The sequence below is a fragment of the Xanthomonas sp. 60 genome (genome assembly GCF_011761925.1).
In genome coordinates this window covers 168,380-184,578 of sequence record NZ_JAASQW010000005.1, presented here as the reverse complement: position 1 = coordinate 184,578, position 16,199 = coordinate 168,380, and the positions used below count along the sequence as shown (strand labels likewise).

Below are 16,199 nucleotides of genomic sequence, written 5' to 3'. Positions count from 1 at the left end.
GAACGTCTCGTCAGGGAAAGTCGATGCGTCGGGACGCATCACCGGCCCTGCCGGTCCTGCCCCCCGCCCGCATGCCCAATTTACAGGTAGTGCCGTCGCGCCATCCTCACGCGCCAGCGACCGGGCAGGCAGCGGCTAGCGCTTCACGCGCACCACGCGCGTGCGGTAGGCAGTCCCGTTCTCGCCGCGGATCCGCCGCTCCTGCGTGCCGGTAACCGTATCCACCTGCCGGTCCACACCGGCGATCGGACCGGCCTGCACGCGGGTTTCGCGTTCGAACGCATGCGATTTGTCGGTGTTGCGGTAATAACGGTACAGCGCCCAGTACAGGGCCGCCGCACCCGTGGGGCCGGAGAGCAGCAGCCACAGGCCAGTATCGTCGCTCATGAGGTCGCCACCAGTATCGAGAGTGCGAGGGCTTCGATCACCGTGCCGACGGCGAGTGCGGCCAGCAGCAGTTTCCATTTCTGTACGGGCACGCTGCCCATGGTCTCGCCGGTGCGCCCGTTGACCGCGATGTAATGCAGCATGCCGCCGTTGCGACCCGGCTGGTGGTACGAATACAGCCACACCGGCAGGTACATCGAGACCCAGCGCGTGCCGTGCACGTCCAGGGCTTCCTGTTCCCAGCGCACGCCACGGTCATAACGGCCCAGCGAGGGCGCCACCTGCGCACGGGCGATGGACAGGAGCTGGTCTTCCAGCCGTGGCCGCAGCGCTTCCACGTCGACGTTGCGCTTCTCCGAAGTAAAGCCGACCAGGTAGGATGCGTTCCACTTCAGCGCATTGGCGGTGTCGAACGGCAGGATCGCGTTGATGATGTTGTTGGTGTTTGCCGAGACATCCAGGTTGCCACGCTCGGCTGAAGATTCCAGGGGCAGGTCATCGACGGTGAAGTCGACGCTTCGCTCGACCTGGTAGACCGCCGCATCGTAATAGGTGCGCTTGTTCTTTTCGGTGCCGCGGGTGTACTGCCGGGTCAGGATCTCGCCCTTGCCGGCCACGCTGGCGCTGACATTGCCATCGACGATCATGTAGGGCAGGTAGACGCCCACCACGTTCTCCGGCGTGAACTCGGCCTTGAAGGCCTTGAGGGCGAACAGGCGGCGCTTGTCGACGAACTGGCGGATGCGCGAAACCGCATCGACCTGGCTGATCCGGAACGGCAGGACGGCATCGGGCACGGCGCCGTTGCTGACCTGTTCGTTGACGCCGAACACGTGACGGCACCAGTGGCAGCGCGCGGTCATCGACGTTTCGGTGTTGATGGTGACTTCCGCACCGCAGCCGGTGCACTTGAAGGTCATCAGGGTATCGGTGCCGGCCGCGATGTCGCGCGCACCGGAGGCGATCACCGTGCCGCGCAGCGTGTCCAGATCGTCGCCGAAACCGAAGGCCTCCTCGACGCGGGTGCCGTGCCACTCATTGCGGCAGTACAGGCACACCAGCACGTCCGTGCCGATCTTCAGCCGGATATCGGTGGCGCCGCAGCGCGGGCAGCGGTTGGCGCCGTCGGTGAGTTCGGCGCTGGACGTATCCAGGGCCGCGGGATCGGGCGCCCGCAGCTCCTCGCCGATCGGGTCGGGCAGGGCGGACGGGTCGAGACCGTGTTCGCCGGGCAAGGGCGGCACGTCCCGGGGGGAGCCCGGGCCCACCGCGGTGCGCGGCGGCGGGTTGAACGGCGGTGAGCCGCCGGGCAGCGGCGGCGGACGTGGCGTGTCGGACATGGTGTGCGGCTCGCTGCCCTGTTACAGGCCCAGCGCCTTGGTCTTCAGCGCGTTGTAGTCGTCTTCGGTGATCAGGCCGAGGTCCAGCATCTCCTTGGCCTTCTTCAGCCGGGCCACCGGGTCCTCGGCGGCGGGAGCTGCCGGCTGCTGCATCGCGCCGATGCCGCCCATCATGCCGCTGGCCATGCCCACCCCCACCAGGCCCGCCGCGCCGCCGGTCTCGCCCGCCGACTGGATGCCCTGGGCCACGCTGGCCTGCAGGTTGGAATTGCCACGGGCCCCGGACAGCGCGTCGGCGCGCTGCACGGTCTTGAGCAGTTCACGGGTGGCGGCGTCGTACTCGATCGAGACGATGGTGGTCTTGACGATGGCCAGGCCGCGATCCGAATGCCACTGGTAGGCCGTCTCCACCGCCGCCGACAGGCTCTGCGCGAAGCCGAGTGAATCCTGCTGCAGGCGCGTGATGCGGTTGCCCTTGCCCGGATCGTTGGTGTACAGGCTGAACGCCGGTGCCAGCGAACCCACCACCTCGTTGAACAGCTGGTTGGCCGCCGGGTTGTCCAGGTCGGTGAAGTCGAACACCTCGCCGGGCTGCAGGTAGCGCGCGGGCACGAAATTCTTCACGAACAGGATCGGATCGACGATCTTCAGCGTGTACGAGCCACGCGTCATCGCGCCGACCTGGGTACCCAAGAAGCCGTCGTCCCAGTAGATTTCCGATTGCGTGCCGAAGCGGTTGTCCGGCAGTTCCTTCAGCGAAACGAAGAAGGCCAGTTGCTGGGCGCCCGGCTGGCCACCGAACTTGAAACGTTCCCAGCTCTGCCGGATCAGCGGGCTGAGCAGGCCGTCACCGGCGAAGATCGACTGCGAGTTGAGATCGTCCGAGCGCCACTCGTAGCCGCCCGGCTCGGCCACGAACGCGGTGACCGCACCGTCCTGCAGGAGCAGCAGGCCGTAGCCTTCAGGCACCACGATCTTCGAGCCGTTGGTGATGATGTTGGAGGAGGCGCGGGTGTTGGACCCGCGGCCGGCGTTGGTGCCGTTGGGAACCGCAGCGAACAGCGCCGCCGTCGCCGGAAGACCCGCGGGCACGGTGAAGAAGTCCTTCCACTGATCCGCGAGAACGCCACCCACCGCACCTGCGATCGCCTGCCGAAGACCCATGACACCATCCTTTGATTGGCCGACAGGCGCGTTGCCCGTCGTGACCATCGGACTATATCAGGCGCGCCGGGCGCTGCTCACCAGTCCGTCGGTGCATAGTCCTTGAGGAACTGGCCCCAGACATGCTCGCCGCTGTTGAAGCCGTGGATGATCGGATCGACGATGCGCGCGGCACCGTCGACGATGTCCAGCGGTGGATGGAAGCGTTCCTGCTCGACCTTCTTCGCGGCGATCTCCACCGGATCCTCATCGGTCACCCAGCCGGTATCGACGCTGTTCATGTGGATGCCGTCGTTGAAGTAATCGGCCGCCGAGGTGCGCGTCATCATGTTCAGCGCGGCCTTGGCCATGTTGGTGTGCGGATGGCGGGTGGTCTTGAAGTTGCGGTAGAACTGCCCCTCCATCGCCGACACGTTGACGATGTGCTTGTCGCGCTCCGGCGAACGCAGCATGAGCGGCTTGAGCCGGGCATTGATGATGAACGGTGCCACGGCGTTGACCAGCTGCGTTTCCAGCAGTTCCACCGAAGACACCTCAGCCAGCAGAAGGCGCCAGGAATTGCGCCCACGCAGGTCCACCTGCTGCAGGTCCTGGTCGAGCCGGCCTTCCGGGAACAGGTGCTGCTGGCTGACCAGCTCGTCATCCAGCAGGGGCACCTGCGAAAGTTCGGCGGCACGTGGCAGCGCCTCCCCACCGCGCCCGGCCGCCTGTACGGCGGGCAGGGCGGTGGCCGAGGCCGCCTCGAGCAGCTCCGGCACGCGCAGGCCCTCATACTGCCCGACCAGCCGGCGGATGGTTTCCGGCAGCTCGTGCACCGCCGCGGTTTCGCCGGCCATCATGTGGGCGTAGAACTGCGGCGGCCGGCGCACGGTCTGGCAGGCATTGTTGATGATGAAGTCCAGTCGGCTGCGCGTGGCCAGCAGTTCGCTGCAGAACGCTTCCACGCTCGGGGTGTGGCGCAGATCCAGCCCGTACACCTGCAGGCGATGGCCCCACTCGGCAAAGTCCGGCTCCTCGGCGTAACGCGCGGCCGAATCACGCGGGAAACGCGTGGTGACGATCAGCTCGGCGCCGGCGCGCAGCAGTTTCAGGCCGGCCTGGTAGCCGATCTTGACCCGCCCACCGGTCAGCAGCGCGACGCGGCCGCGCAGATCGGCGGTTTCGGTGCGCTTGTGGAAATTGAGCTCGGCGCAGGCCGGGCACATCTGGTCATAGAAGTGATGCAGCTGGGTGAACTTCTGCTTGCACACGTAACAGTGGCGCAGCTCCGGCGAATGCGTGGGTTCCACGGCCGCTTCGGCGGCGCCGTCGTTGTGGGCGTCGTGCAGGCCGGCGGCATGCGGCGGGAAATAGTTCGGCGTACTGAACACCGGCTTGCGGCGCAGGGCGCGGATGCCGGTCTGTGCCAGCAGCGCTTCGGCCTTGGCGACCTTTTCCTGGTGCCGCGCCTTGGCCTGCTGCTTGAGCTTCGCACGCCTGGCCTTGGGCTCCGGATGGTAGACCTGCGCGACGACGCGGTGCAGCCGCGCGCGGTCGGCCTCGGGCAGGGCGTCGAGGACGCTGCGGTCGGCGTCGATGGTTTCCAGCAGGTCGAGGGCGTGGCGCAGGCGCTCGGCCAGCGGGGCGTCGTCGACGGCGGGGAGGGGCGGGGGAGAGGTGTTCAAGGCAGGTCCGGAAAAGCGGCGAGGCGGGGCGTTTGGCACAGCGCGATGACCGCGTTGTGCGGCGCCCGTGCTGCGGCCGGCCGCAGGGGCCGGGCCGCCCATTGTCTCCGATCCGGCGCCTGCTGCGCCAACCGGCGTTCAGCCCCCTGGCCCGGCGCCCGCGCGCCGCTGGCGGCGATTGCCCCTCAGCCCTCGGGCCAGACCAGCGAACGGTGGATCTGCGCGCCGGCCCACGCGCCATCGGCCACCGCCAGGGATACCGAGTGCGGCATCCGCGCGGCATCGCCGCAGGCGTACACGCCCGGCACGCTGGTCAGCTTGGCATCGCTGGTCTGGTACTGCGTGCCGAGGGGCGTCTCCATCAACGCGCACCCCAGGGCGTCGGCCACCGGTGTTGACGGTGCATTGCGCGAGGCGGTGAACAGGCCGGCGAAGGAGAGGCGGCGACCGTCAGCAAGCAGCACATCGGCGTGGCCCTGCAGGCGCGTGATGGCCTGCGTTTCCACGCTGACGCCGCGCTGCTGCAGCGCGCTGCGGGCATCGCCGTCGAGGGTGAGGGCGCCGTTCAACAGGAACGTGACGGTGCCCCATTCCGGCAGCAGCTGGGCCTGGTGCACCGACAGCGGACCGGTGGCGATGACGCCGATGGCGCCCTGGTCAAGCTCGTAGCCATGGCAGTACGGGCAATGGAACACGCTGCGGCCCCAGCGCTCGCGCAGGCCGTCGACCGCCGGCAGCTCATCGGAGACGCCGACGGCCAGCAGCAGGCGCCGGGCCTCGTACCGCGCGCCAGCGGCCGTGGTCACGATGAAGGCATCGTTGCGGCCGGACGCGTCCACCGCCGTATCGTCCATCCAGGTCAGCGTGGGATACGCCTGCAGCTGGCGCTTGGCGATCGCAGCGATCTCCGCCGGATCGCTGCCGTCCTGGCTCAGGAAGCCGTGCGAGTGCGACGCGAAGCGGTTGCGGCGCTGGCCGGCGTCGATGATCAGTACGCGGCGGCGCGCGCGCAGCATTTGCAGTGCGGCAGCCATGCCGGCGTAGCTGCCGCCGATGATGATGAGGTCGTAGGGGGTCATGATCGAGCCTGATTTGCGGAAAGGGTTGGCGCACAGTGCGCTGATTACGACGTAATGTTATAGTGTTTCATTCGCGCTGTGCAGGCGCCTGCCGTGCGTGGTGGGAGCCACTCCTCCAGACAGATGCCCGCCCATGAAAGCCCCCGCCCTTGCCGTTGCGGTCACCGCCGCGCTGCTCGCACCGGACACCCGTGCCCAGTCCTCCGATTCCGCACTCACCCTGGGGCGTGTGGATGTGCACACCCACCGCGAGGGCCAGCTCACCGCCCACCAGGTCCTCACCTCGGTGGACGTGCTGGGCGCCGACCAGATCGCTGACAAGAACGTGTCCCAGAGCTGGGAACTGCTGGGGCAGATGCCCGGCATGCAGCTCACGGAAACCCGGCAGGGCGCGGAGTCGGGCAAGGTGAGTTTCCGTGGCTTCAATGGCGAGGGTTACCTCAACGCCATCAAGACGCTGATCGACGGCATTCCGAGCAACGTCAACAGCGGCAACCAGCGCTTCATCGACATGCTGTTCCCGTTGGAGATCAGTTTCATCGAGGTGGTGCGGGGCACCAACGATCCGCGTTATGGCCTGCACAACATCGGGGGCAACGTGAACTTTGGAACCCGCCAGGGCGGCAATTACACCGACGGCCGGGTGGCGTACGGCAGCCACGCCACGCGCGACGCCCAGCTGGCCGTCGGACGCGAGGCGGACGGCCTGGCGCAGAATTATTTTGTCGGGGTGCAGGCCTCGCACGGTTACCGCGACCATGACCGTTCGAAGAAGTGGTCGGTGGGTGGCAAGTGGTTCCATGGCGATCTCGAAGAAGGCCTGCGGCTCGGGCTGACCGCGCGCGCCTACCATCACCAGGCCGACGAGCCGGGCTTCATGACCGCCGATGAGCTCAGCGCCGACCGCCGCGGCAGCGAACGCCGCAATGCCAACGATTACGACGACCGTGACATGCGCCAGCTCGGCCTGCACCTGGACATGCGGCTGAGCGACAGTGTGACGTTCGGCGCCCGGCTGTACCACAACCGCTACGAGGACGACCGCAAGGTCACCTTCAGCGACCTGCCCACCGGCAATGCGCCGCGCCAGCGCCGGGTCTGGGATGAGCGCCAGAGCGGCCTGCTGGGCACGTTGACCTGGCAGGCCCGCGCGGACCTTGCGCTGGAAACCGGCGTGAACTACGAACACCAGGACAACGGGTATCGCCGTGAGCGTTTCAGCCAGGGCGTACCGACCGATTTCACCGCCGCCCCGGCACGGATCCAGAACGATGACCGCCATACATTCGACAACTGGGGCGCGTACGCCCAGGCGGTCTACCAGCCGCTGCCCGCGCTGAAGATCGTGCCAGCGTACCGGGTCGACCGCTTCAGCGGCTCCACCCGCGTGCTGGGCGGCCCTGCCAGCCCGCTGCAGCGTTATGGCAGCATCGGCCAGCCCAAGCTCAGCGTGGTGTATTCGTTCTCGCCGCAGACCCACCTGTATGCCAACTGGGGACGCACGTTCCAGGTGCTGACCGGGTCAACGGCACCGGCCTATCTGACGCCGGGGCAGGGGCCGATGCAGCCGTCCACCAATACCGGCACGGAAGCGGGCCTGAAGTTCAGTCCCTTCGCCGGCAGCCAGGCGCGGCTGGCCGTCTGGCAGCAGGACGCGGCCAACGAAGTATCGAACATGCCGGCCACCGGCACCACGGTGACCCTGGGCAAGACACGCCGCCGCGGGGTGGATGCGCAGATCAACGCACAGGTGGGCGAGCGCTGGACGCTGTGGGCCTCGCATGCCTACCAGGAGGCAAAGATCGAACGCGACGGCCGCCCCGGTGCAGTGTCCCTTGCGGGACGCGAAGTGGCCGCCGTGCCGCGGCACATCAGTAATGTGGGGGTGGATTTCCAGGCCACGCCTGCGCTGCAGCTGGGCGTGCAGGGCAGGGCGCAGGGCGACTATTACCTTGAAGAACAGAATGTCACCGGCAAGTTCGGCAACTTCGCAGTGCTCGACCTGAGCGCGCGCTACGAGCTCTCGCCGCGATGGAGCATGGACCTGCAGGTCCGCAACGCCACCGGCCGCGACTACGCCTACGCGTGGTACGACAGCTTCTTCTGGGAACAGGCGCAGCCGATGTTCTCGCCGGCTGCGGGCCGCACCGTCCACCTGGGCTTCAACATGAAACTGTAAGTGCCCGGCGCGTAGACTCCGCTACCCACCGTACGACCATGGCCCGTCATGCCCGATCCGGACGCCCCGCTGCATACCCTGGTTGAAACGCTTTCGCGGCTGTGCGCGCTGCTCCTTCGTGATCCGGGCGGCCCCTGGTACCGGCATTTCGCCGCCTGCCTGCAGCAGGCCCGTGAGCAGCGGGCCGGACCCGGCGACCTGGCTGCGCTCCATGCGCTCGCCGACCGGGTCCTTTCGGTGTATGGCGGCATGGGCAGCTTCAACGATTACGTGCCGCGCCACGAAGGGCGGTGGATTGCCGGCATGGAGGAACTGGAGGCACTTTCCGTGCAGGTCTGGCAGGCCGCGCACGCGCTGCGCGCGGTGGCTGGCCCTTTGCGCGACGAACCACTAGTGTAGAGAGCCCGTCGCGGCGCTACCCGGATCGGAGACGGATTTCTGATGAGAAACGCTGGGCGTTCGGCGGCACAGACGGCGAAGTTCGATGGTGCCGCGCGCAGGGAAAAGGTCGGGGCGATCCTCACCCTCACCGGGGTGTCCTGCATCGTGCTCGGGCTCGGCTGGATGGCCTGTTACCTGTACTTCGACCGGGCGGGCCTGGCGATGGCCTTCACCGGCCAGATCGCCGTGGGCCTGCTGGCCCTGTCGCGCAGCAAGCGCTCGGACAGCACCTCGCTGCTGATCGTGGCGCACGGCATCTTCGTGGCCATCTGCGCGGTGGCGATCATCGATGCGCCCATCGCCTGGGTGCCGCGCTCGGCGCACCTGTATTTCCTGCCGCTGGCCGCAGGCGCGATCTTCACCTTCGAGCCGCGCGAGCGCTACGGGTCGGTCGTGTTTCCGCTGCTCTGCACGGCCACGCTGGTGGCCTTCGCCACCGGCCTGCTGGACGCCGCCGCGCCGGGCCGTTCGCCGCCGATCCAGGTCCGCGCGTGGGGCGCGATCCTCAACACCGTCCTGTCCATGGCCCTGCTTGCGGCCGTGTTCGTGATCTACCGGGCCGACATCGGACGCCGGCTGCAGCTTGAGCGCAGCCTCGGGAGGGCGGTGCGCAATGGCGAGATCGAAGTGCATTACCAGCCACAGGTACGCGCCGATGGCGGGCTGACCAGCGTGGAAGCCCTGGTGCGCTGGCGCCACCCCTCCGGCGTGCTCATCCAGCCGGACGGCTTCATCGCACTGGCCGAGGAAAGCCTGCTGATCCGCGACATCGGCCTGGAGGTCCTGCGCCAGGCCTGCGCCACGCTGAAACTCTGGGCACAGGATCCGGAGCGCCGACATCTGACGATCGCCGTCAACGTCAGCCCAGTGCAGCTTGCCGATGAACGTTTCGTCGGCGCCGTGACCGCGATCATCCAGGCGGCGGACGTGCGGCCGCGCCTGCTGGAGTTCGAGATCACCGAATCCGCGCTGGGCAGTGATCCGGCGCAGGCGTGCGCGACGATGCGTGCCATCGAGGCGCTCGGGGTGAGCTGGGCGCTGGACGACTTCGGCACCGGCTACTCCTCGCTCGCCACGTTGCGGCGGTTGCCGGTGCGGGTGCTGAAGATCGATCGACAGTTCGTGACCGACGCCACCACGCAGGAGGCCGCACGTCGTCTGCTGGGCAAGATCGTGGAGATCTCCGAGGTGATGGGCATGGAAGCACTTGCCGAGGGCATCGAGACCGCCGCGCAGAAGGAGCTGCTGCTGCGCATGGGATGCCGGCGCTTCCAGGGTTTCCTGTTCGGCCGCCCGATGCCGCTGGACCAGCTCGATGCGTGGATCAGCCACCAGGGGGTCACAGCGGCCGAAGCATGAGCACCGGGCAGGGCCCGGCGCTCGATGCCTGCGCGGATCAGCCAGGCAGCGCCCACTTGTCCGGGTCGGCGGGTTTCTCCTTGTAGATCGTGCCCGCGAAATCCACGTGCAGTTCGGTCCATCCGCCGCCGCCCCGGCGGGCCAGTACCTCGAAATGCTTCGGCTTGCGCCGGGGCTCGCCGCGGACCTTCCAATCGGCCTTTTCCACGGCCGCCAGCGCCACCAGCGGGTCGGCCGGCACGTCCGGATGCGCATGCTTTGGGGCATGGTGGGGCTTGGCGTGGTGCACCTCCACGAACCGGCCGCCTTTCCTGGCGATGCGCAGCACCTTGATTTCCGAGGGTCGTTGTTCGCCTTCAAGCCGGACGGTCAGCCCGGGCTCGAGCGCGAAGGCCTGCGCGCCCTTGGGGCCGAGGTCGGCCAGATGGACCGTGTTCCCGCTGAGCACCGTGAAGCGGTGTGCGAAGACGTGTTCGATGGTGCCGGCCAAGGCCAGCGTTTCGTGGTGCGGCATGTATTTCTCCTGAGAGCGCCCAACCGCGGGCGCAGCTGAAGGATGAGGCGCAACGCCACGCATTCAACCCGCCAGCGGCGCCTCACACGCAGGGATTCATCCCAGGGACAGTCGCCATCGCACGCAAAAAACGTGACGCGTCACGCCAATCCTGTTGCTGGAGCGCAGTGGGACAGCGAAAGGCGGCAAGGGTTCGGCCCCCGCGGCGTGGGAAACGGGGGGGGGGATGCGCCGAAGTTCAGCGGATGAAAGTGGGCCCTGTCCGATGGAGCGCTCCCGGAGGCTTGCCTACGCTCCTTTCCGTACGCCGCAGTCTGGCGTGCCGGGAAGGACCCTGCATGTGTCCGTTCCGTCAATCGGACCTCACCCGCTCCCGGGTGTGGTTTTTTCGCCGCCTGCGTGCGGATCACATCTGTGAAGAAGACAACGACCCCATGAAGCTCATCAAGTTTGCTTCCGCTGCAACCCTGCTGCTGGCCGCTGCCGGCGCCAACGCCCAGTCCTACGGCTCGGGCATCATCGAGTTCACCGGCGAAGTCACTGACCTGACCTGCACCATCTCCGGTGGCGCCGGTGCCATCGGCACCACCAACATCACCGTGCCGATGGATCCGGTGGAAGCCAGCACGCTGCCGGCCGCCGGCGCCGTCGCCGGCCTGCACCCCTTCCAGCTGGTCATCGGTGGCCCGGGCCAGGGTACCTGCCAGAACGGCAAGGTCGCCGAGCTGTACTTCGACCCGACCGCCGGCCAGGTGGACGCCACCAACGGCAACCTGCGCAACCAGGAAATCAACTCGCCGGCGGCCAACACCCAGATCCAGGTGCTCTACAAGAACGCCGTGGTGGATCTGCGTGACCCGTCGTTCAAGACCGATCCGGTGACCATCACCAACAACACCGCGACCATCGACATGGCCAGCCAGTACGTCGCCAACGGCGGCGCGGCCGCTCCGGGCTTCGTCCAGTCCTACGTCAACTACAAGGTTGTCTACAACTGAGTCGCAGGGGCCGCCGAACCTCGGCGGCCCCATCGGCCGGTCCCCACAGAGGTGTCCCATGAACGCTATCACCCGCATCGTCGCGGCGGGCGCACTCGCGCTGGCCACTCTGCTGTCCACCCCCGCACAGGCGTCGGTGGTGATCGGCGGCACCCGCGTGGTCTACGATTCGAAGGACAAAGAAGTCTCGCTCAAATTCATGAACGAGGGCGAGCGCGCCGCACTGGTCCAGGTCTGGCTGGACGACGGCGATGACCAGTCGACACCTGACACCGCCAAGGCACCGTTCGTGGTCGCCCCGCCGGTGTTCCGCCTGGATCCGAAGAAGCAGCAGACCACGCGCATCATGTTCACCGGCGCTTCGCTGCCGACGGACCGCGAAACGCTCTACTGGCTCAACATGCTGGAGATTCCGCCGAAGATTGGCGAGGCCGACGCCAACATCCTGCAATTCGCCTTCCGCACCCGTATCAAGGTGTTCTACCGGCCAGCCGGCCTGTCCGGCGATGCGGTGCTGGCGCACGAGAAGCTGCGCTGGACGCTGGTGTCCGGCCCCAAGGGCCTGGTGCTCCGCGCCGACAACCCCACGCCGTACTACGTCAACTTCGCCAACGTCGCGCTGTCGGCAGGCGGCGAGGTGAAGGGCGGGCAGGGCGGTGGCATGGTCGCGCCCCTGTCGCAGGCGGAGTTCCTGCTCAACGGCCTGACCACGCGCCCTCCGGGTGAGGTCAAGGCGGCCATCACCGTCATCAATGACTTCGGTGCATTGGTGGACACCCAGGTCGCCCTGCAGCCCTGATCAGCGCCTTCACCTGCGCTCCGCCTACCACCCGGGAGAGACACGATGAATGCTCATCACCGGGCGCCCACCCACGGCGCCCGCCGCCTGCGGCATGCCCGGCTGCCTGCGCTCGTCGCGGCATTCGTTCTTGCCCATTCGGCCGCTGCCGAGTCTGACGACCCGGCACCGTCGGTCGAGTTCGACGCCGCCTTCCTTCCCGTGGGCGCGTCCTCGCGCCTGGACCTGGAGCGCTTCTCGCAGGATGGCTATGTTGCGCCAGGTACCTACCGCGGTGATGTGCGGCTCAACGGACAGTGGCAGGCCCGCACCGATATCGTCTACCGCGAGATCGACGGTGAGTCACGCCTGTGCCTGGATCCGGCTGCGCTGGTGCGCTACGGCATCGCGCCGCTGCGCCTGCAGAGCGATCCACAGCATCTGCCGCGCGTGCCGTGGCCGGAGACGTTGTACTGCGGAAACCTGGGCGATCTGATCCCCGGTGCGACGGCGACGTTCGACGCCGGCAAGCAGAGCCTGGACCTGGAGGTCGCGCAGCTCTACCTCAGCACCGAAGCGCGCGGCTATGTGGATCCCAGCCAGTGGGACCCGGGCATCTCGGCGCTGGCGCTGAGTTACAACGCCAACGTTTACCGTTACCAGAGCAACGGGGCGACCCGCTATTCCAGCTTCCTGGGCCTGAACGCCTCCGGCCGCGTGGCGGGCTGGCAGTTCTTCCACCAGGGCGCGCTGACCCGCAGCGGCAGCCAGCCGCAGCAATACCGTTCCAACGCCGCCTATCTGCAGCACGATATCGTGCCGTGGAAAGCGCAGCTGCTGGTGGGCGACACCACGACCCCGGGCGACCTGTTCGAAAGCGTGCGTCTGCGGGGGGCGCGGCTGGGCAGCGACGACCGCATGCTGCCGCAGTCGCAGCGTGGCTTCGCGCCGGTGGTGCGGGGCGTGGCGGAGACCAACGCCCGGGTGATCGTGCGCCAGCGCGGCAACGTCCTGCTGGAAACCAGCGTGGCACCGGGGCCGTTCGAGATCACCGACCTGTACCCCACCGGGTACGCTGGCGACCTGGACGTGGAGGTGGTGGAGGCCGATGGGCGTTCGCGCACGTTCACCCTGCCGTACTCGGCCGTGCCCCAGCTCCTCCGGCCTGGCCAGTCGCGCTGGGGTGTCGCCGCCGGACGCGTTGATGAAACCTCGCTGCGCGATGCGCCGGACCTGCTGCAGCTGCAGTACCAGCGCGGCCTGTCCAATACGGTGAGCACCTACGGTGGCGCCGTGCTGGGCCAGGACTATCGCGCGATGCTGGCGGGCACGGCGGTCAACACGCCCTTCGGCGCACTGGCCGCCGACGCCACCTGGGCGCGCACGGATGTGTCCGGCCTGGCGTCGATGTCCGGCAGCAGCTTCCGCGTGGCCTACAACCGCAATGTGGTCAGCACAGGCACTACCTTCGCCATCGCGGCCTACCGCTATGCCACCGACGGCTTCGTGAGCGTGCGTGACTGGGCCGCACTGCGTGATGCGCGCGCGCGGGCATTGGGTGTCGATGCGGTGGCGCGACAGCGCAACCGGATGGACCTGAGCATGAACCAGCGGCTCGGCGAGCGCGGCGGCCAGTTGTTCGTGATCGGCACGCGTCGCGATTACTGGAATGCACCGGGGCGCCAGATCGATCTGAGCGTGGGCTACAGCAACCAGTGGAAATCGCTCAGCTACAGCCTGAATTTCCAGCGCACGCGAGATTCGATCGATTTCATCGGCTCCCGGTTCGACCCGCTGCCCGCCGAGGCGGCAGTGCCGCGGCTGCCGACCCCCACGCGAACGGACAACCGCCTGATGCTGATGGTCTCCATGCCGCTGGGTCGCAGCGTACGTGCACCGACCGGCAATTTCATGCATACCCGCAGCCGCAACGGCGAGCCGTCCACGCAGCTGTCAGCCAACGGCCTGCTGGCGCGCGACGAGCGGGTCAGCTACGGCGCAGCGGTGTCGAGGATCTCCGGACGCAACACCGTCGATGCCAACCTCGGTTTCCGTGGCTCGCGTGGCCAGGTGTCGGGCAATGTGACCCGCGGCAGCGACTATACGCAGGTCGGCCTGGGCGCCTCCGGTGGCGTGGTGCTCCACGAAGGCGGGGTGACCTTCGCACCCCCGCTTGGCGAGACCATGGCACTGGTCCATGCGGCGGGCGCGCAGGGTGCACGCGTGGAGAACAGCAGCGGAGCGAAGATCGATCGGCGTGGCTACGCCGTGGTCCCTTTCCTCACGCCGTACCAGCTCAATACGATTTCGATCGATCCCAAGGGCACCGGCTACAGCGTGCAGCTGGACGAGACCGCACGCATGGTGGCCCCGCGTGGCGGCGCACTGGTGCGCCTGGAATACGGCACCACGCTCGGCCAGAGCGTGATGGTCGACGCGTTGACCGACGAAGGCCTGCCGCTGCCGTTCGGCGCGGAGGCCACCACGGCAGACGGTACACCGGTCGGCGTGGTAGGGCAGGGCAGCCGACTGCTGCTCAGCGGGCTGAAGGGCTCCGGTACGGTCCAGGTGCAGTGGGGCGCAGGCCTGGACAAGCAGTGCGTCCTGCCCGTGCAGCTGCCTGAGGTCACCGGCGCCGACGGCTACACCGTCATCAAGGGACGTTGTCGCGCCCTGACCGCCCTGCCGCCGGCAGAGGCCGATCCGCATGCCCGCACGACCGCCCTGGAGAATGCGCCATGAACCTGCTGCAACGTCTCGCCTCCCTGCTCGTGATGGGCCTGCTGCTGCCGGGTGCGGCATGGGCGCAGAACTGCGTCTACCGGCAAGGCCAGGGGCCATTGGTGAATGTGGCCAATCTCAATGGCTCGATCACCGTAGGACCCGATGTGCCGGTAGGCACTGAGATCTACAACACCACCTACTATGCGGGACCGACGAACGAGGTGGCCTGTACCAAGGGCGACATGAGCCGATCACGCCGGTACGTGACGCTGCCGTTCCCGAAGTCTGCCTACGTATCACCGCGCTTCGGCAACAACGTCTACGACACCAACGTGCCGGGAATCGGCGTGGTCGTATGGTTCAGTGGCACCCCGTTCCCCTCATCGGTCAGCGATGAGTTCAATGGTGACTACGTCAACGTCTTCCTTCCCAACCAGAGCTACGATCTCAGCTTGATCAAGACCGGGCCGATCGCCGCCGGCACGCTGACCGGCGCCAGCCTGCCCACCTTCGAATACCGGATGGATGGCGTCAACAGCGGGGTGGTCCTCTGGAGCGGGCGCGTGCAGGGCAGCCTGAACATCGTCTCGCGCACCTGCACCACGCAGGACGTCACCGTCGATCTGGGCATCCATCAGCTCAGCGAGATCCCTACCGTCGGCAGCACGACCGCGTGGGTCGATGTGCCGGTGGTGCTGAGCAACTGCCCGGCGTTCTTCGGCAAATGGCGGCGCTGGGTGACCACCGGCACCACGCAGACCGAGACCGGCCGCACGTCCAACCAGATCCGTTATCGCGTCGACCCGGTAACGCGCGTGACCGATGCGGGCCAGTCGGTGATGGCGCTGCAGGACGATGGGGTCACGGCCACTGCAACGGGCGTGGGCATCCAGATCGGCACGGCCAACGAGGACTCGGTCGGGTTTGGTGCGGCGCGCGATTCCGGCCTGGCCTTGAGTGAAACGAACAATGCCAGTTACACCATCGCGTTGCGCGCACGCTACATGCGCCAGGCGGCGCAGGCGGCGGCCGGGCAGGCCAACGGCGCGGCCACCATCACCCTGGAGTACAACTGACATGCGCGCCTGGCCATTACCGGCACTGCTGCTCGTCCTGGCTGCCCCGACGGTGGAGGCCGCCGATCTTACAGTGCGCTTCACCGGCCGCTTCCAGCCCGGAACCTGCCAGATCAGTGTCGCGGACGTGGACGTAGGCACGTTCGAGGCGCCGTCGTTCGACAGGTTCGGTGCGCCCACGCCGGTCCCGTTCGAGATCAAGCGCAGCCGCTGCCCGAATGAACTGCTGACCCTGCACGTCATGCTGACGGGGGCGGTTGATGCAAGCAGCGCGAATTACTTCGCGATTCCCGATACGGGCGGCGTGACCGGCCTGGCCGTCCGCATCAGCGACACGGCCAATCGCCCGGTCCGACCCAACCAGCGCGCCGCTGACTGGTTCACCAACGGTACCGAGCAAGGTGTCTATGCGCTCAGGGCCGGCCTGGTCAAGCTCGGCACTGTCACGGCAGGCACCATCCGTACGCCCATCACCGTCCAGATCACCTACAACTGA

14 protein-coding genes are annotated in these 16,199 nt (G+C 67.6%); 8 read left to right on the top strand and 6 right to left on the bottom strand.

All coding sequences use genetic code 11. From position 1 onward, the window contains the following. Positions 1-135: 135 nt before the first annotated feature. The 5 genes from FHY09_RS12090 to FHY09_RS12070 all read right to left on the bottom strand — a co-directional run bounded on the left by FHY09_RS12090 (position 136) and on the right by FHY09_RS12070 (position 5,634). The gene (locus FHY09_RS12090) at positions 136-387 is read right to left on the bottom strand and encodes a hypothetical protein (protein WP_166927128.1); all 252 of its coding nucleotides are present in this window, start codon (positions 385-387) and stop codon (positions 136-138) included. Next, positions 384-1,727 carry a TFIIB-type zinc ribbon-containing protein gene (locus tag FHY09_RS12085; RefSeq protein WP_166927127.1) on the bottom strand — a complete coding sequence of 448 codons (1,344 nt, stop codon included), beginning with the start codon at positions 1,725-1,727 and terminating at the stop codon, positions 384-386. The genes FHY09_RS12090 and FHY09_RS12085 overlap by 4 nt, the downstream gene beginning before the upstream one ends. Before the next feature lie 21 nt (positions 1,728-1,748). Further along, entirely contained in the window at positions 1,749-2,891 is a 1,143-nt protein-coding gene (locus FHY09_RS12080) for an SPFH domain-containing protein (RefSeq protein ID WP_166927126.1), read from the bottom strand. 77 nt (positions 2,892-2,968) lie between these two features. Continuing rightward, on the bottom strand, positions 2,969-4,555 hold the full coding sequence (locus tag FHY09_RS12075; RefSeq protein ID WP_166927125.1) for an SDR family NAD(P)-dependent oxidoreductase: 1,587 nt from the start codon (positions 4,553-4,555) through the stop codon (positions 2,969-2,971). 185 nt (positions 4,556-4,740) lie between these two features. Then, positions 4,741-5,634: an NAD(P)/FAD-dependent oxidoreductase gene (locus FHY09_RS12070; protein WP_166927124.1), complete on the bottom strand. Its 894-nt coding sequence runs from the start codon at positions 5,632-5,634 to the stop codon at positions 4,741-4,743. Between the two features lie 133 nt (positions 5,635-5,767). On the opposite strand from FHY09_RS12070, the gene FHY09_RS12065 reads away from it, so the two are divergent. Genes FHY09_RS12065 through FHY09_RS12055 form a run of 3 tightly spaced genes read left to right on the top strand, consistent with a single transcriptional unit; the run spans position 5,768 to position 9,613 of the window. Next, on the top strand, positions 5,768-7,813 hold the full coding sequence (locus FHY09_RS12065) for a TonB-dependent receptor (protein WP_166927123.1): 2,046 nt from the start codon (positions 5,768-5,770) through the stop codon (positions 7,811-7,813). A 48-nt stretch (positions 7,814-7,861) separates the two neighbouring features. After that, the gene (locus FHY09_RS12060; protein ID WP_166927122.1) at positions 7,862-8,212 is read left to right on the top strand and encodes a DUF6966 domain-containing protein; all 351 of its coding nucleotides are present in this window, start codon (positions 7,862-7,864) and stop codon (positions 8,210-8,212) included. Between the two features lie 42 nt (positions 8,213-8,254). Beyond that, positions 8,255-9,613 (top strand): EAL domain-containing protein, encoded by a 1,359-nt coding sequence (locus FHY09_RS12055; RefSeq protein WP_166927121.1) that lies wholly within the window; start codon positions 8,255-8,257, stop codon positions 9,611-9,613. Between the two features lie 37 nt (positions 9,614-9,650). Here FHY09_RS12055 and FHY09_RS12050 read toward each other — a convergent pair whose 3' ends face one another. Then, entirely contained in the window at positions 9,651-10,127 is a 477-nt protein-coding gene (locus FHY09_RS12050; RefSeq protein ID WP_166927120.1) for a hypothetical protein, read from the bottom strand. Positions 10,128-10,561: 434 nt separating this feature from the next. On the opposite strand from FHY09_RS12050, the gene FHY09_RS12045 reads away from it, so the two are divergent. The 5 genes from FHY09_RS12045 to FHY09_RS12025 are packed head-to-tail and all read left to right on the top strand — an operon-like array spanning position 10,562 to position 16,199. Further along, positions 10,562-11,125 (top strand): fimbrial protein, encoded by a 564-nt coding sequence (locus FHY09_RS12045; RefSeq protein ID WP_166927119.1) that lies wholly within the window; start codon positions 10,562-10,564, stop codon positions 11,123-11,125. A gap of 58 nt (positions 11,126-11,183) precedes the next feature. Continuing rightward, entirely contained in the window at positions 11,184-11,924 is a 741-nt protein-coding gene (locus tag FHY09_RS12040) for a fimbria/pilus periplasmic chaperone (protein ID WP_166927118.1), read from the top strand. A gap of 45 nt (positions 11,925-11,969) precedes the next feature. Beyond that, entirely contained in the window at positions 11,970-14,645 is a 2,676-nt protein-coding gene (locus FHY09_RS12035; protein WP_166927117.1) for a fimbria/pilus outer membrane usher protein, read from the top strand. Further along, the gene (locus FHY09_RS12030; protein WP_166927116.1) at positions 14,642-15,703 is read left to right on the top strand and encodes a fimbrial protein; all 1,062 of its coding nucleotides are present in this window, start codon (positions 14,642-14,644) and stop codon (positions 15,701-15,703) included. Before FHY09_RS12035 ends, FHY09_RS12030 begins: the two co-directional genes overlap by 4 nt. Before the next feature lies 1 nt (position 15,704). Next, positions 15,705-16,199 carry a fimbrial protein gene (locus tag FHY09_RS12025; RefSeq protein WP_166927115.1) on the top strand — a complete coding sequence of 165 codons (495 nt, stop codon included), beginning with the start codon at positions 15,705-15,707 and terminating at the stop codon, positions 16,197-16,199.

What these genes read in the sequence shown, in the direction of transcription:
- FHY09_RS12090 (WP_166927128.1), bottom strand. Translation starts at nt 387, where the DNA reads ATGAGCGACGATACTGGCCTGTGGCTGCTGCTCTCCGGCCCCACGGGT.
- FHY09_RS12085 (WP_166927127.1), bottom strand. Translation starts at nt 1,727, where the DNA reads ATGTCCGACACGCCACGTCCGCCGCCGCTGCCCGGCGGCTCACCGCCG.
- FHY09_RS12080 (WP_166927126.1), bottom strand. Translation starts at nt 2,891, where the DNA reads ATGGGTCTTCGGCAGGCGATCGCAGGTGCGGTGGGTGGCGTTCTCGCG.
- FHY09_RS12070 (WP_166927124.1), bottom strand. Translation starts at nt 5,634, where the DNA reads ATGACCCCCTACGACCTCATCATCATCGGCGGCAGCTACGCCGGCATG.
- FHY09_RS12065 (WP_166927123.1), top strand. Translation starts at nt 5,768, where the DNA reads ATGAAAGCCCCCGCCCTTGCCGTTGCGGTCACCGCCGCGCTGCTCGCA.
- FHY09_RS12060 (WP_166927122.1), top strand. Translation starts at nt 7,862, where the DNA reads ATGCCCGATCCGGACGCCCCGCTGCATACCCTGGTTGAAACGCTTTCG.
- FHY09_RS12055 (WP_166927121.1), top strand. Translation starts at nt 8,255, where the DNA reads ATGAGAAACGCTGGGCGTTCGGCGGCACAGACGGCGAAGTTCGATGGT.
- FHY09_RS12050 (WP_166927120.1), bottom strand. Translation starts at nt 10,127, where the DNA reads ATGCCGCACCACGAAACGCTGGCCTTGGCCGGCACCATCGAACACGTC.
- FHY09_RS12045 (WP_166927119.1), top strand. Translation starts at nt 10,562, where the DNA reads ATGAAGCTCATCAAGTTTGCTTCCGCTGCAACCCTGCTGCTGGCCGCT.
- FHY09_RS12040 (WP_166927118.1), top strand. Translation starts at nt 11,184, where the DNA reads ATGAACGCTATCACCCGCATCGTCGCGGCGGGCGCACTCGCGCTGGCC.
- FHY09_RS12035 (WP_166927117.1), top strand. Translation starts at nt 11,970, where the DNA reads ATGAATGCTCATCACCGGGCGCCCACCCACGGCGCCCGCCGCCTGCGG.
- FHY09_RS12030 (WP_166927116.1), top strand. Translation starts at nt 14,642, where the DNA reads ATGAACCTGCTGCAACGTCTCGCCTCCCTGCTCGTGATGGGCCTGCTG.
- FHY09_RS12025 (WP_166927115.1), top strand. Translation starts at nt 15,705, where the DNA reads ATGCGCGCCTGGCCATTACCGGCACTGCTGCTCGTCCTGGCTGCCCCG.